Source organism: Sphaerisporangium sp. TRM90804 (assembly GCF_029846175.1).
Classification (GTDB): Bacteria; Actinomycetota; Actinomycetes; order Streptosporangiales; family Streptosporangiaceae; genus Sphaerisporangium.
Genome location: NZ_JARWAC010000001.1, coordinates 1 through 13,999, shown reverse-complemented (window position 1 = coordinate 13,999; position 13,999 = coordinate 1). Strand labels below are relative to the sequence as shown.

The following is a 13,999-nucleotide window of genomic DNA, read 5'->3' as shown; positions in this document are numbered from 1 at the left end:
GGTCGCGGCGGGGCTGTCAGGTACGGGCGGCGGTCCCCAGCCGGGCGTCCCGCCTCAACCTCGGCAGGATCGGCAGCCGGGTCATGCCGTTGATGAAGTTGGAGGCCAGGTGCCGCACCTCGCCGGCCGGCTCGAAGACCTCGAAGTCGGCCGCGAGCTCCTCCACCATGACGTTCAGCACGGCGCGGGCGGCGGGGCCGCCGATGCAGTAGTGCGGGCCGATGGAGAAGGCCAGGTGGGGGTTGGGCTGCCGGTCCGGCCGGAACTCGTAGGGGGCCTCGAAGACCTCCTCGTCGCGGTTGGCCGACGCCAGCCAGGCGCACACGATCTCGCCCTCCCCGATGTGGACGCCGTCGATCTCCACGTCCTTGGTGGCCTTGCGCATCAGGTGGTTGGTGGGGGTGGCCCAGCGCAGCGCCTCCTCCACGCATGAGGACGCCAGGGAGGGGTCGTCGCGCACCATGGCCCAGGCGTCGGGCCGCTCGGACATGGCCAGCACCAGGTGGGAGGCCACGTAGGGCGTCGTGGTGTTGGCGCCCATCACCATCGAGTAGCAGTTGAGCAGCACCTCGTGGTCGTCCAGCCCGCGCCCGCCGAAGTCCAGGCCGACCAGCACGCTGATCAGGTCGTCCTTGGGGCTGCGACGGCGGTCGGCGATGACCTCGGAGAACATGGCGAACAACTGGTAGTGCGCCTTGCGCAGGGTGCGCTCGTTGGTGCCGGCGCTGTAGAGCGGGTCCTCGGGCGCGACGCCGGACATGGTCCACGCCGGGATGTCCGGCCACACCGACTCCGGGATGCCGAGGATCTCGCCGACGGCCAGCATCGGCAGGTGCAGCATGATGTCGGCGACGTCCACGATCTCGCCCTGGTACAGCGGGTCCAGCATCCTGCGCAGGCGCGCCCGGATCTCCTCCTCCCTGCGCCGCACCACCAGCGTCGACATGGTGCGGATCGACGGCCCCCGCAGCCACCCGTGGGACGGGGGGTCCATCAGCGGCATCGTGAACCCGCCCGCGCTGTCGCCGCCGTCGGCCACGTCCAGCACGTTGCCGTGGGTGGACGAGAAGCTCGCGGTGTCCTTGATCATGGCGCGCACCGCGTCGTACTTGGTTACCGACCAGAACGCCGGCTGGCCGGGGCGCTGCTGGCGCCAGACCGGGGCCTCGGCGCGCAGGGTGTGCCAGTCGTGGTGCTGCGGATAGGTGCGGTACCGGTGGGGGTCGAACAGGTCGATGCTGTCGAGGGGTACGCGCGAGCCGTGCTCAGGGCCGCTCATGTACATGGTCGTGTCTCCTGGAGGTCGCTCGGGCGCCTCTCCGTCAGGCGTCGCGGACGAAGCGCATGGGAAGGCTGGTGATCCCGTTGATCCAGTTGGAGTGCAGGTGCCGGATCTCCCCCGCCACCTCGAACCTCATACGGCGCCGCGCCAGCTCCTCGAAGAGGACCGACAGGGCGAACCGCGAGGACGGGGCGCCGATGCAGTAGTGGGCTCCGGCGCCGAAGCTCAGGTGCGGGTTGGGCGAGCGCCGGACGTCGAAGGTGTACGGGTCGTCGAACACCCGCTCGTCCCGGTTCGCGGAGGCCACCCAGGCGCACACCCAGTCGCCCTTCGCCATCCGGGCCCCGCCGACCTCGGTGTCGGCGGTCACCCGCCTGACCAGGTGGTGGGTGGGCGAGGTCCAGCGAGCGCCCTCCTCCACCAGGGCCGGCACGACCGAGGGGTCGTCGACCACCGTGCGCCAGACCTCAGGCCGCAGCGCCAGGGCCAGCAGCGTGTGGCAGGCCACGTGCGGCGTCGTGGAGTTGGCCCCCAGGGCGACGCTGTAGCAGTTCAGCATCACCCGCCGGTCGTCGATGGGACGGCCGGCGACCTCCAGGTCGAGCAGCGCGGAGACCACGTCGTCCCCGCGGTCGCGGCGCCGCGCCTCGATGGAGTCGGAGAAGCAGGCGAACAGCCGGTGGTGCACCCGGCGCAGGGTGTCGCCGACGTCCCGGCCGACCGCGTACTCGGGGTCCTCCGGTGCGATGCTGGCGGTGGTGTTGAACGCGATCGTCTCCCAGTGCCGTTCGGGGATGCCGAGCAGCTCGCCGACGGCGACCATGGGGAGCAGCCGCATCAGGCGCGCCACGTCGTGCACCCCGCCGCCGACCAGCGGGTCGATCAGCCGCAGCACCTTCTCGCGCACGGACTCCGAACGGCGCCGCACCACCGACTGGCGCATCGTCCGCATCAGCGGGCGGCGGATCGCCCCGTGGTCGGGCGGGTCCATGAGCGTGATGGTCTGCCCGCCCGCGGAGTCGCCCACGCCGACCGACGCCAGGATGGTGCCGTCCTCGGAGCTGAACGTCTCGGTGTCCTTGACGATCCTGTCGCAGTCGGCGTAGGAGGCGAAGGACCAGTAGGGGGTGCCGTCGGGCATCTCCTCGCGCCCCACGGGCCGGTGCAGGCGCAGCGCCCGCCACACGTCGTGGCGGCACCGCTCCACGTACGCGGCGGGGTCGTGCAGGCGCAGCCCGTCCAGGGAGTCGAGCGGTTTCGGTTCGCCGAAGTCGATGCGCATCATGCCCCTCCTGCCGTGGTCGCGGTCACCCGGCGCCGGCCGTCGCCCCGGCGGGCCACGACGGTGCGGCGCCGGCCGCCTCGGGCCGGCCCGCGGCCTCGACGGCGCCGGCCAGCTCGGCGATGGACTGGTAGTCGAACAGGTCGTCGGGGAGCACCTTGATGTTCTGGTCCTGCAGACGTTTGAGCAGCGTGACGCTGCGCAGGGAGTCGCCGCCGAGCTGGAAGAAGTTGTCGTTGACGCCGACGACGTCCAGCCCGAGGACCTCGGTCCACACCGTCGCCATCGTCTGCTCCAGCGGGGTGCGCGGCTCGGCGTACGCCTCCTCCAGCCCGAGGTCGGCCCGGCGCGTCCACGGGTAGGGCAGCGCCCGGCGGTCCGGCTTGCCGTTGGGGTCGCGCGGCATCTCGTCCAGGATGACCAGCCCCAGCGGCCACATGTACGGGGGCAGGCGCTCGTTGAGGAACCTGTTCAGGTCGCCGCTGGTCACCTTGGCGTCCCCGGCCGGCACCGCGAAGGCGGCGAGCCGTTTGAGGTCGGGGCCGTCGTCGAACACCTCGGCCGCCCCGGAGGACACCAGCGGGTGGGAGTTGAGCACCGCCTCGATCTCGCCCAGCTCCACCCGGTACCCGCGGATCTTCACCTGACGGTCGACGCGCCCGTGGAAGTCGAACTCCCCACCGGGCAGCTCGCGCGCCAGGTCGCCCGTGCGGTACATGCGAGCGCCGCCGCCGGCGTACGGGTCGGCCAGGAAACGCTCGGCCGTGACGGCCGGGCGATCCAGGTAGCCGCGGGCGACGCCGTGCCCGGAGACGTACAGCTCGCCCACCGTCCCGGGCGGGACCGGGCGCAGCTCGGCGTCCAGCACCCGCAGGGCCATGCCGTCCAGCGGGCCGCCGATCGGCACGCGCTCGAACTCCTCGCCGGGATCGACCAGGTGCAGGGACGCGAACACCGTGGTCTCGGTGGGGCCGTACGCGGCGTAGGTGGCGCGCCGGGTGACGCCCGCGCAGGCGCGCACGGCCTGCGGCGACAGCACGTCACCGCCGGTGATCACGGTCCCGGCGTGGGACAGCGCCTGCGGGTCCTGGTCCACCAGCACCTGGAACAGCCCCGAGGTGAGGAAGATCCAGTCCGGCTCCACCTCGCGGAGCTGCTCGCCGAGACCGGCGGCGGACATCTGCGGATTGGACAGCATCGCGACCCGTCCGCCGCGGCACAGCGGCGACCAGATCTCGAAGACCGACGCGTCGAAGGAGAACGGCGCGAGCTGCGCCACCACCTCACCGGGCCGGATGTCCAGCCGCGAGTCGGCCACCAACCGGATCACGTCCGCGTGCTCGACCATCACCCCCTTGGGCACGCCGGTCGAGCCGGAGGTGTACACGATGTAGGCCAGGTTCCCGGCCCGGGCGCCGGTCGGTACGGGGTCGGGCTCGGCGAGCACGGCCTCCTCGTACGTCAGCACCGCGGCGGCGCCGGCGACCGGCTCGCCGGCCAGCGCCTCCTCGGTGAGCACCGTGGCCGCCCCGCAGTCGCGGAGCATGAAGTCGCGACGCTCGGGCGGGTAGGAGACGTCGATCGGGACGTATCCTCCGCCGGCCTTGAGCACCCCGAGCAGCGCGACGACCAGCCGGGGGGAACGGGACATGAGGATTCCGACCCGGTCGTCGGGGCCCACGCCGCGCTCGCGCAACGCCCGCGCGACCCGTTCGGAGCTCTCGTCCAGCTCCCCGTAGGTAAGGGTTTCCGAGCCCGAGGAGACCGCCGTCGCGCCGGGCATCGAGCGGGCCCGCCGCCGCACGAGGTCGTGCACTCGCGGGCCCTCTGCTACTTGCATCCCTCGTTCGTCCATTCCACACCCATCTCACTTAGGTCCGGCGGGGTCACCGGGTGCTCATCGGTATCTGCCGAGACCTCGCAGGATCGGAGCCAGCGTCTCGTCGAGCATGTTGTGCAGGAAGAAGTGGTTGCCGGGCAGGACGACGAACTCGAACGGCCCGCTCGTCTCCTTGCCCCAGGGCTGCACCTTCTCCGGGGGCGCGATCACGTCCTCCTCTCCGGCGATGGCCAGGACCGGGACGCCGGGCAGCGGCTTGGGGTAGGTCAGCCGGCTGGTCTCCGACAGCTCCAGGTCGCACCGGATCACCGGCAGCATCAGTTCGAGCAGCTCGGGGGAGTCCAGCACCTCCGGCGGGACGCCGCCCAGGTCGATCAGGTGCTGGATCAGCTCCTTCTCGGGCAGGTGGTGGGCGTGCTTCCAGTCGGTGACGCTCGGCGCGGGAGTGCCCGACACCACCAGCAGCTCGGGCAGGGGCAGGCCGCGAGCCGTCAGCTCGTGGGTCAGCGCGAACGCGACCCTGGCGCCCATGCTGTGGCCGAACAGCAGGAAGGGCGGGGCCAGCACGGTGGCCAGCTCGTCGGCGAGCGCGCGCACCAGCGGCGGCATCGTGCGGAAGGGCGGCTCGCGGAAGCGGTTCTCCCGCCCCGGGAGCTGGACGAACCGGAGGTCCACCCAGTCGGGGATCTTGCCGGTCCACCGCTGGAAGGCCGAGGTGCCGCCGCCCGCGTAGTGGAAGCACACCAGCTGGGCCTTGGGCTGCGCCCCGCGGGGCGGGCGCCGTATCCACCTGTTCACCGGGCACTCCCCTTCCCTCCGTACGCCTGCGCGCCGCGGCACGCGTGCCGGCCGTTCACGCCCACCGCACCTTGATCGGCAACTTCCTGATCAACGAGTGCGACCCGAAGTACTCGACGCCCGGCAGGACCCGCACGGAGCCGGTCCGCGCCAGCAGCCGGCCGAGCGCCACCCTGGCCTCCAGCCGGCCGAGCGGCGCGCCGAGGCAGAAGTGGACGCCGTGGCCGAAGCCGAGGTGCCGGTTGGGCGAGCGCGTGACGTCGAACCGCTCGGGATCGGGGAAGGCCGACGGGTCGCGGTTGGCCGACCCCGTCCACAGCAGGACCCTGGCCCCGGCCGGGATCGCCCGCCCGGCGACCTCGACCTCCCGGGTGGTGGTGCGCACCAGCCGGTCGGCCGAGTTCCGGTAGCGCAGCACCTCCTCGATCGCCCCGGGCAGCGCGCCGGGGTCGGCCCGGACGGCCGCGGCCTGCTCGGGGTGCCCGTCCAGGCACAGCACCGAGTTGGCCACGAGCATCGTCGCCATGAGGTGGCCGGCGATCAGCAGCAGGCTCACGATGCCGACGAGCTCCTCGTCGGCCAGCCGGTCCCCGTCCACCTCGGCCTGGACCAGGCGGCTCACCAGGTCGGGCCCGGGCGACCGCCTGCGCCGGGTGATGTGGTCCAGCAGGTAGGTGTTCATCTCCCCCAGCGAGGAGGCCGGGTCCGCGGGCTCCGCCGCCGCGCTCACGTCGACGCCGGTGAGCACCTTGGCCCAGGTGAACAGCAGGGGGCGGTCCGATCGCGGCAGCCCGAGCAGGTCGGCGAGCACGAACACCGGCATGGGGTGCGCAAGCTCCGTCACCAGCTCCAGTTCCCCGGCGCCCTTGGCATCGTCCAGCAGGTCGTCCACGATCGTCGTGACCAGGGGTTCGAGCTGCTCCATGGCCCGCCTGCCGAAGGCCGTGGCCACCAGGCCGCGCAGCCTGCGGTGGCCGGGCGGGTCCATCACCATGAAGTTGCCGCGGGTGAACGGCCGGAACGCCGGCATCGCCGCCATCTCCGCCCGGGAGTCGGAGGAGAACGTCGCCGGGTCCGACAGCGCCGCCTCCACGTCCGCGTGACGGAAGACGTGCCACATGCCGAACTGGTCGTCGCGCCAGACCGGGTGCCGCCGCCGCATGAGCTCGAACCACGGGGCCGGGTCGGAGCTGTCCACCAGCGAGCGGTCCGCCGTGACGCCGGTCGTCTCGTCGTGCGATGTCATGCCACACCTCCTGTGTTGCGACGTGAAGAGCGGTGCTCCGCCGTCGGGCGCCGCCCGCGGGCGTCAGGCCGTGCCCTCGGGCTCCATCTCCATCTCCATGGCGGTGATCAGGCTCTTGGGCCGCATGTCGGTCCAGTTCGCCTCGACGTAGTCCAGGGCCTCCTGGCGCGGGCCCGGGCCGAACTTGGCGTGCCAGCCGTCCGGGACGTCGGCGAAGGCGGGCCACAGCGAGTGCTGGCCCTCGTCGTTGACCAGGACCAGGAAGGTGCCGTCGGGGTCTTCGAACGGGTTCGTCATCGTTCTTCCTCTCTCGTGGACTCGCGGTCGGGTTCGCGTGGGCCGTCGTGCGGGCCCGCGCTCACGGGGCTCATGGGTTCATGTGCCGGGCTCGGCGAGCCGGGCGCTCACCACGCGGCCGATCTCGGCGATGTGCTGGGGCCAGGTCATCCGGTGGTGCGCGCACTCGACGTCGTGCACCTCGATGTCGCCGTCGACGAAGGGACGCCACGAGCCGGGCGGCGGGGTCCCCTCGACGCGGTCCTTGGTCGCCATGAAGAACAGCAGGTCGCCGTGGAACACACCCGGCACGTACTTGTCGGTGATGGCGCTGGTGTTGGCGTACACCTCGACCATGGCGACCACGTCGTCCTCGGTGAGGCCGGCCAGCGCGCTGCCCTCGGACCGGAACAGCTCGGCGACGCGCGCGAAGTCGGGCGGGCCGTCCATCAGGTGCCGTTGCCCGAATCCCATCGCCTCGATGAGCGCCATGAGCATGCCTTCCTTGCTGAAGGCGCGCCGCAGCAGATCGCCGGCCTCGCCGCGCAGGCCCTCCTCCAGGGCGGGCAGCGCCGTGGGCGGGTAGGCGTCCAGGATCGTCAGCAGGCCCACCCGCTCGCCCGCCCGCTGAAGCTGGACGGCCATCTCGAACGCCACCGGGCCGCCGGACGACCAGCCGAGCAGGTGGTAGGGGCCTTCCGGCCGCACCGAGCGGATCTGGGCGACGTAGTCGGCGGCCATCTCCTCGATGCTGTCCGGCCGCGGCTCGGGACGGGCGAGGCTCCGCGCCTGCAGCGCGTAGATCGGCCGGTCGGCTCCCAGGTGGCGGATGAGGCCGGAGTACGACCAGCTGATGCCCCACCCGGCGTGCACGCAGAACAGCGGGGGCCGGTCGCCGTGCGGGCGCAGCGGCAGCAGGACGTCCAGGGAGGATCCGTCGTCGTCCATGCCCAGCCGGGCGGCGAGCCCGGCGACCGTCGGCGCCTCGAACAGCGAGCGGATGGCCACGTCGGCGCCGAGCGTCGCCCGGATCCGGCTGACCAGCCGGGCGGCGAGCAGCGAGTGCCCGCCCAGGGCGAAGAAGTCGTCGTCGACGCCCACCCGCTCCAGGCCGAGCGCCTCGGCGAACAGGTCGCACAGGATCTCCTCGTTGAGGGTCGTCGGGCCCCGGCCGGTCACCGAGGCGGTGTCGGGAGCGGGCAGCGCCCGGCGGTCGAGCTTGCCCCGGGGGGTGAGCGGGAGGCTCTGCAGGGGGACGACCGCCGAGGGCACCATGTATTCGGGCAGGTGCTCCTTCAGGTAGGACCGGAGCCGGCCCAGGAGCGCGCTGTGCTGGCGGCTGCCGGCGGGGCTGTTGGTGCGGCGCAGGGGATCGCCGGGTTCCCCCGCCGGTCGGTACACGCCGGTGAGCGGCGGCGGGGGGCCGGCGTCACCGGTGAGCGGCCCGGTGCCCGGCTCTTCGGTGCGCGGCCGGCCGGCGCCGGGCTCCCGGGTGAGCGGCCGGTCGGCGCCGGGCTCATGGGTGAGCGGCCGTCCGGTGCCGGCGTCGCCGGTGGCGGGGAGGTCGTCCTGCGGCCGGGGGGCGCGGGGGACGAACACCGCCTCGACGGCGTCGACCGCGTCAGGGCTCCAGGAGATCGCGACGCGGTAGCCGAGCCGCTCCCCCAGCGCGTGCAGCTTCTCGGGGTCGACGCCGTCGCGCCGGTCCAGCTCGGCCCGGACGTCCCGCCACGGCATGCCCTCGTCGAGCGCCCTGGCCGCCGCGGCCTCCGCCGTCAGCCGCGCGTTGGGCACCCCGGTCACCCGCAGCGGCCCGCCGCGGCGCGCGCCCAGGACGCCGGCGAGGTCGTCCAGGCCCGCCACGTCGTGCCCGTACGCCAGCCGCGGCGCCGCGGCCACGTCGACCACCTCGCGCGGGCCCTTGTGCAGCATCACCTCGTAGCGGTGCCGGGTCAGCTCGTTCTGCCCGGCGCCCCGCTTGAGGCGCACGTCCACGGCGGCCAGGCCGGGTATGACGCCGCGCAACGCCGTGAAGAACTCCGGGTCGACCAGCAGCTCCTTCTCCAGCACCACGGCCTGCTCGACGGCCCGGCGTACCCGGTCGGCGTCGCCCTCGCCGCGCACCCGGCCGGCGTGCACCGCCGACAGCAGGGCCCGCAGCGAACGGCGGTGGCGCACGTCGCCCACGAACACCGCGCCGCCGGGCCTGAGCAGGCCGAACGCCTGGCGCAGGACGGTGAGCAGGTACTGCCCGCTGGGGAAGTACTGGGCGACGGAGTTCAGCACCACGACGTCGAAGTACTCGGTGGGCAGCCCGGTCAGGTCGTCGGCGGGCTGGGCGCGCAGCACGACCCGGCCGGCGAGCTCGGGCCGGGCGGCGACCTCACGCCCCAGGTGGTGGATCGCCTCCGCCGAGAAGTCGGTGCCCCAGTAGGCCTGGCAGCCGGGGGCCAGCCGCGACAGCAGCAGGCCCGACCCGACCCCGAGCTCGGCGACCCTGGCGGGAGCCAGCTCGCGGACGCGGTCGACCGCGGCGTCGCGCCACTCGCGCATCTCGCCGGGCGGCAGCGGGACGCCCTCGTCGTAGCTGCTGTTCCAGCCGGAGAAGTCCTCGCCGAACCCGGCGCCGCCCTGCGACTCGTAGCCGGCGTCGAAGATCTGCCGCCACTCGCCGACCTGCTCGGCGGCCAGCTCCGCCAGCGCCTCGCCGCCCTCGTCGGCCGGGACGACGTAGGCCACCAGCCGCTGATCGCCCGGCCGGTCCTCGCGGACGACGACCGCCGCGCCCGCCACCCCGCCGTGCCGGACGAGCACCGCCTCGACCTCGCCGGGTTCGATGCGGAAGCCGCGGACCTTGACCTGGTCGTCGGCGCGGCCGAGGTACTCCAGCTCTCCCGCGGCGTTCCACCGGACCAGGTCGCCGGTGCGGTACATGCGTGAGCCGGGCGGGCCGCCCAGGTCGGCGACGAAGCGCGCGGCCGTCATCGCGGGCTGGCCCAGGTAGCCCCGGGCCACTCCGCGCCCGGCGACGTACAGCTCCCCGGCGACGCCGCGCGGCACCGGGTTGAGGCCGCCGTCCAGCACCCGCACGTCCACGTTGTGGACGGCCGAGCCGATGGGCGTGGCGCCCGACCCGTCGAGCGGGCGGCTGGTGGTCGCCACGATCGTGGTCTCGGTGGGGCCGTAGGCGTTGAACACCGTGCGTCCCCGCGCGAGCCGGGCGACCAGCTCCGGGGAGCAGGCCTCTCCCGCCGTCACGACGCAGGCCGGCGAGGATGTCTCCAGGGGTGGCAGCGTGGCGAGCACGGCGGGCGGGGCGATCATGTGGGTGACCCCGGCGGCGTCGATCACGGCGGCCAGCTCCTCGCCCAGCACCTGGCCCCGGCTCTCGGGCAGCACCAGCGTCGCGCCGCTGAGCAGGCTCAGCAGCAGGTCGCCCACCGCCATGTCGAAGGAGGTGGACACCACCTGCAGCACCCGGGCGCCCGGCCCGGCGCCGAACCGGGCGCCCTGGTCGGCCGCGACGTTGACCAGCGCCCGGTGGGACAGGACCACGCCCTTGGGCCGGCCCGTGGACCCGGAGGTGTAGATCACGAACGCCGGGTGCTCGGGAGACAGCGGCGCCGCGCGGTCGGCGTCGGCCGGGTCGGCCGGCGCGTGACGGCTCAGCGTGTGGTGACCGAACGGGTCGTCCAGCAGGAACGACGGGAGGGCGGGCGCGGCCGGGACCTCGGCGCCCAGCTCGACGTGCCGCAGCACGAACACCGGGGCGGCCTCGGCGAAGATCGCCGCGACCCGGTTCACCGGCAGGCCGGAGTCGAGGGGGAGGCAGACCCCGCCCGCCTTGAGCACGGCCAGGGCGGCGACCACGTAGTCGGCCGAGCGCGGCACCGCCAAGGCGACGGCCCGCTCGGGGCCGACACCGTTGGCGATCAGGTGGCGCGCGAGCCGGTTGGCGCGGGCGTTCAGCTCCGCGTACGACAGCGTGGCGGCGCCGTCCCGCACCGCCGCCGCGTCCGGCGTCCGGGCGGCCCACTCTTCGAACAGCCCGTGCACGGTCGTCCGCGGGGGCTGCGAGCGCGGCCCGGCGCCGAGCGAGACCAGCTCGCGACGCTCGCCCGGGGCGAGGATGTCCACCTGTTCGATCGGCAGGCCGGGGTCGGCGACGACGGCCGTGAGGAAGCGCCGGTAGCGGTCGACGACTCCCTGGATGGTGTCCCGGTCGAAGATGTCGGTGTTGTACTCCACGAAGCCGAAGAACCCGGCCGGGCCGCCGTCGTCGTCACGGCGCTCGCTGAGGCTCATGAAGATGTCGTCGCGGGCGGTGCCGATGCCGGCCTGGACGTATTCCAGCTCCAGCCCCGGCAGGCCGAAGCGCACCTCCGGGGTGTTCTGCAGGACCAGCGACACCTGGTACAGCGGGCTGCGGGCCATGGAGCGGGCCGGGTTGAGCACCTCCACCAGAAGCTCGAACGGGATGTCCTGGTTGGCGTACGCGGTCAGCGAGGTCTCACGCACCCGCTCCAGCAGCCGCCGGAAGGCGGGGTTGCCGGAGGTGTCGGTGCGCAGCACCAGGGTGTTGACGAAGAACCCCACCAGGTCATCCAGCGCCTGGTCGGTGCGGCCGGCGATGCCGCTGCCGATGGGGATGTCGGTGCCGGCGCCGAGCCGGGTCAGCAACGCCGCCAAGCCCGCCTGCAGCACCATGAACACGCTGGAACCGGACTCCGTCGCCAGCCTGGCCAGTCCGGCGTGCAGGCCGGCGTCGACGTCGAACTCCAGCACCTCGCCCTCGTGGGTGACCCGCGCCGGGCGCGGCCGGTCGGCGGGCAGCCGGATCTCCGGCGGCAGGTCGGCCAGCTCGCGCCGCCAGTAGTCGAGCTGCCGGCCGAGGACGCTCGACGGGTCGTCCCCGTCGCCGAGCAGCTCGTGCTGCCACAGCGTGTAGTCGGCGTACTGCACCGGCAGGGCGGGCAGCACGGCCTCCTCGCCCCGGCGGCGCGCCTCGTAGGAGGTCATCAGGTCGCGAGCCAGCGGCGAGAACGACCAGCCGTCCCCGGCGATGTGGTGGAACAGCAGCAGCAGCGCGTACTCGCCGTCGCCCATCCGGAACAGGCGAGCCTGGATCGGGATCTCGCGCCGCAGGTCGAAGCCGTGGCGCGCGGCGGCGTCGAGCGCGGCGCGCAGCTCCTCCCCGTCCGCCCCGGGCAGGTCGGTGACCTCCAGCTCGGGCACGGCGCGGCGGGGGTCGAGCACGAGCTGGTACGGCTCGCCGTCGACGTCGGGGAACACCGTGCGCAGGGACTCGTGCCGGGCCACCAGGTCCGCCACCGCCGCCCGCAGCGCGCCGACGTCGAGATCACCCCGCATGCGGATGACCCATGGCATGTTGTACGTGGCGCTCGGGCCCTCCAGCCGGTGCAGGAACCACAGCCGTCGCTGCGCGAACGACAGCGGCACCCGCTCCGGCCTGGGGCGCGGCAGGAGCGGGGGCCGCGCGGAGGCCTCCAGCCGCTGCGCCAGCTCCGCGACGGTGGGCGCCTCGAACAGCGCCCGGATCGGCACCTCGACGCCGAGCAGGCGCCGGGCCCGGGCGGCCAGACGGGTGGCGAGCAGCGAGTGGCCGCCGAGGTCGAAGAAGTCGTCGTCGATGCCGACCCGCTGAACGCCGAGCACCTCGGCGAACAGCTCGCACAGCATCTGCTCGCGCGGCGAGCGGGGCCCCCGCCCGGCGCCGCCGTCCCAGCGGGGCGCGGGCAGGGCGGCGCGGTCGATCTTCCCGTTGCCGGTGAGCGGCAGCGCGTCCAGCACCATCACCGCCGCCGGCACCATGTACTCGGGCAGCCGGGACTCGGCCAGCGCGCGCACCCGCCGGGCCAGCAGCCCCCGGTCGCGGGAGGCGAGCGGGTCGCTGACGTGCCGTCGCGGGGCGCCGGGCTCGGGACCGCCGACGGAGGCGGTGCCCACCAGGGCCACCCGGGGGTCGTCCACGCGCGCGAAGACCGCGTCGAAGCGGTCGAGCGCCGAGGCCGACCAGGTCACCGCGACCCGGTATCCCAGCCGCTCGCCCAGCAGGTGGCAGTCCTCCGGATCCACGCCGTGCGGGGCGCGCAGGGCGCGCAGCACCTCCGGCAGCGGGGAGCCGCGATCCAGGGCGGCGGACGCGGCGACCTCGTGCGCCACCCGGGCGTTGGGCAGGCCGGTGAGCCGCAGGGTCGCGGGGGCGTGGTCGTGCAGGTGGGCGGCCACGGCGTCGAGGTCGGCCAGGTCCGCGCCGAAGGCGAGGCGGGGCGCGTCCGCGACGTCCAGCACCGCCCGGCCGGTCTTGTGCAGCACGGCCTCGAAGCGGTGCCGGGTGAGCTCGTTGTGGTAGCCGCCGCGCTTGAGCCGGACGTCCACCCCGGCGAGGTCGGGCAGGGCCTGCCGCAGGGCGGGGAAGAAGGCGGGGTCGACCACCAGCTCCTTCTCCAGGGCCACCGCCTGGTCGACGGCCGTGCGGACGCGCGCGCCGTCGGCCTCCGGCGCCGCGCCCTCCCCGGTCAGTTCGACGGCGGCGCGGAAGGCGCGGAGCAGGCGCCGGTCGCGCACGTCGCCGACCACCACCGCGCCGCCGGGCGCGAGCGCCCTCATGGCGCCTTGGAGCACGCCGACCAGGTAGTCGGCGCCGGGGAAGTACTGCACCACGGAGTTCAGCACGACGGCGTCGAAGTAGCCCTCCGGGACGCCGGAGAAGTCGTCGGCGGCCTGTGCGCGCAGCACCACCTTTCCCGCCAGCGCGGGGCGTGCCTCCACGTGGGCGGCCAGGGCTCGCACGACCTGTTCCGACAGGTCGGTTCCCCAGTACTCCTCGGCGTCCGGGGCCAGGCGCGACAGCAGCAGGCCGGTGCCGACGCCGATCTCCAGGACGCGGCGCGGTCGCAGCTCGGCGACACGCTCCACGACGGCGTCGCGCCAGCGCGCCATCTCGGGCAGCGGGATGGGGGCGCCGTCGTAGCTGCTGTTCCAGCCGGTGAAGTCCTGCCCGAACTCGGCGGCCGGCGCGGTCGTGTACTCGGCGTCGAAGATCTGGCGCCACTCCTCGACCTGCTCGCCGGCGGCGCCTTCGGCGGGCTGGTCGTCGGGGACGATGTAGGCGACGAGGCGTTTGTCGCCGGGGGTGTCCTCCCGGGCGATGACCAGGGCGTGCTCGACCTGCGGGTGGGCGGCGAGCACCGCTTCGACCTCGCCGGGTTCGACCCGGAACCCGCGGATCTTCACCTGGGAGTCCACCCGGCC

The 13,999-nt window shown here is 74.0% G+C and carries 7 protein-coding genes; all 7 read right to left on the bottom strand.

Annotated elements, in window-relative coordinates; genetic code table 11:
- Window positions 1-16: 16 nt before the first annotated feature.
- Window positions 17-1,279 carry a cytochrome P450 gene (locus PYR91_RS00035; protein WP_279776750.1) on the bottom strand — a complete coding sequence of 421 codons (1,263 nt, stop codon included), beginning with the start codon at window positions 1,277-1,279 and terminating at the stop codon, window positions 17-19.
- A 43-nt stretch (window positions 1,280-1,322) separates the two neighbouring features.
- The gene (locus PYR91_RS00030) at window positions 1,323-2,564 is read right to left on the bottom strand and encodes a cytochrome P450 (RefSeq protein ID WP_279776749.1); all 1,242 of its coding nucleotides are present in this window, start codon (window positions 2,562-2,564) and stop codon (window positions 1,323-1,325) included.
- A 25-nt stretch (window positions 2,565-2,589) separates the two neighbouring features.
- The gene (locus PYR91_RS00025) at window positions 2,590-4,404 is read right to left on the bottom strand and encodes a non-ribosomal peptide synthetase (RefSeq protein ID WP_279776748.1); all 1,815 of its coding nucleotides are present in this window, start codon (window positions 4,402-4,404) and stop codon (window positions 2,590-2,592) included.
- A gap of 57 nt (window positions 4,405-4,461) precedes the next feature.
- Window positions 4,462-5,202: an alpha/beta fold hydrolase gene (locus tag PYR91_RS00020; protein ID WP_279776747.1), complete on the bottom strand. Its 741-nt coding sequence runs from the start codon at window positions 5,200-5,202 to the stop codon at window positions 4,462-4,464.
- 55 nt (window positions 5,203-5,257) lie between these two features.
- Window positions 5,258-6,448: a cytochrome P450 gene (locus PYR91_RS00015; protein WP_279776746.1), complete on the bottom strand. Its 1,191-nt coding sequence runs from the start codon at window positions 6,446-6,448 to the stop codon at window positions 5,258-5,260.
- A gap of 63 nt (window positions 6,449-6,511) precedes the next feature.
- On the bottom strand, window positions 6,512-6,745 hold the full coding sequence (locus tag PYR91_RS00010) for an MbtH family protein (protein WP_279776745.1): 234 nt from the start codon (window positions 6,743-6,745) through the stop codon (window positions 6,512-6,514).
- A 78-nt stretch (window positions 6,746-6,823) separates the two neighbouring features.
- The gene (locus PYR91_RS00005; RefSeq protein WP_279776744.1) at window positions 6,824-13,981 is read right to left on the bottom strand and encodes a non-ribosomal peptide synthetase; all 7,158 of its coding nucleotides are present in this window, start codon (window positions 13,979-13,981) and stop codon (window positions 6,824-6,826) included.
- Between the last annotated feature and the right edge of the window lie 18 nt (window positions 13,982-13,999).